This is a genomic window from Methylobacterium sp. WL116, assembly GCF_008039455.1.
Taxonomy (GTDB): Bacteria; Pseudomonadota; Alphaproteobacteria; order Rhizobiales; family Beijerinckiaceae; genus Methylobacterium.
The window spans coordinates 1-1,751 of sequence record NZ_VRUV01000730.1 but is presented as its reverse complement, the minus strand read 5'-3'; the positions used below and the strand labels follow the sequence as shown (position 1 = coordinate 1,751).

General features: G+C 71.7%; 1 protein-coding gene. It reads right to left on the bottom strand.

All coding sequences use genetic code 11. The annotated features are described in order from the left end of the window. Window positions 1–1,751 (bottom strand): PAS domain-containing sensor histidine kinase (locus FV223_RS26730; protein WP_147729748.1); only part of this gene is annotated, 1,751 nt, incomplete at both ends.

Genomic DNA, 1,751 nt, shown 5'->3' with positions numbered 1-1,751 from the left:
GCCCCGGACGCCTCGCGGAGCGCCGCGACGGTCTGCTGCCCGGCATCCTCCGCGGCCACCGTCGCGAGGTGCTCGCTGGTCGGACGGGGCAGGCGCACCAGGACGATGGTGCCGACGGTCTCCTCCGAGCGGATGCGCAGGGAGCCGCCGTGCAGCTCGGCCATGGAGCGGGCGATGGCGAGGCCAAGGCCGGAGCCCTTGTGGCTGCGGGTGAGGTTGGTCTCGACCTGCGAGAACGGCGCGCCGAGCCTGGCGAGCGCCGCCTTCGGGATGCCGATCCCGGTATCCTCGATGAACAGGTGGGCGTGGTCGCCGGCTGGGCGGGCGCGCACCGCGATCCGGCCGTTGGCAGGCGTGAACTTCACGGCGTTCTGCAGCAGGTTGACCAGGATCTGCTGCAGGGCGCGCTCGTCGGCGAGCAGCGCGAGGCCGGGATACAGGTCGACGGCGACGTGGAGGTTCTTCTGCCGGGCCGGCTCGGACACGAGCTTGAGCGCGTTGGAGACCGCCGCCGCGACGGCGATCTCGCGGCGCGCGAGCCGGACGCGGTGCGACTCGATCCGCGACATGTGGAGGATGTCGTCGATCATCGAGAGCAGGTAGTCGCCGCTGGCGCGGATGTCGGCGCAATACTCGCCGTAGCGCGCCGAGCCGAGGGGGCCGTAGAGCTCGCTCGCCATCAGCTCCGCGAAGCCGATGATCGCGTTGAGCGGCGTGCGCAGCTCGTGGCTCATGTTGGCCAGGAACTCGGATTTCGCCTGGTTGGCCGATTCCGCCGCCGCCTTCTGGTCGAGGTAGCGCTCGGCGAGGTCGGCGAGCTGCTGCGTCTGCAGCTCCAGCGTGCGGCGCGAGCGCTTGAGATCCTTGACCGTCTCGATCAGCTCGCGTTCCGAGGCGACGAGCTGCTCCTGGTGCCGCTTCAGGTTGGTGATGTCGGTGCCGACCGAGACGTAGCCGCCGTCCTTGGTCCGCCGCTCGCTGATCTGCAGCCAGCGGCCGTCGGTGAGCTCCGCCTCGAAGGTGCGGGCGGTCGCGCTCGCGGTGTCGGTCTCGGGCATCTCGCGCCGGATCTGCGGAAGCACGCCGCGGCCCATCACCTCGTCGTAGCGGCGGCCGACCTGCGCGTCCTCGGGGCTCAGCGCATGCAGGTGGCGGAACTTCGAATTGCACAGGACGAGGCGGTTGCTCGTGTCCCAGATCACGAACGCCTCGGAGATCGCCTCGACGGCGTCGCGCAGGCGCATGTCGTTGGTGGCGCTGGCCTCGGCGAGGTGCTGCTGCTCGGTGACGTCGACGGCGATGCCGACGAGGTGGCGGCCGCCGTCGGTCACGTCCGGCACCACCTCGGCGCGGGTGCGCAGCCAGATGTAGGCGCCGTTCGCGCCGCGCATGCGGAACGCGTGGTCCACCGCGGTCTGGCTCGCGGCGAGCCCGCGGGCGAGGCTGTAGAGGTCGCCGTCGTCCGGGTGGACCAGGGCGTTGACGTCGCCGAACGACAGGAACTCGCGCTCGCGGCGGTAGCCGAGCAGCGCGTACATCGAATCCGACCAGTAGATCTGCCCGCGCGGGATGTCCCAGTCCCACAGGCCGCAGGCGCCGCGGCCGAGGGCGGTGTCGAGGCGCTGGCGGATCTGCTCGCAGACCTTGTCGATCGCCTTCGCCCGGCGGCTCTGGAGCCCGTGGGCGAGGCCGACCCCGACGATGACGAGGGCGGCCGCCGCGACGAGGATGGCCTGGTGCCGGGCGCGGCC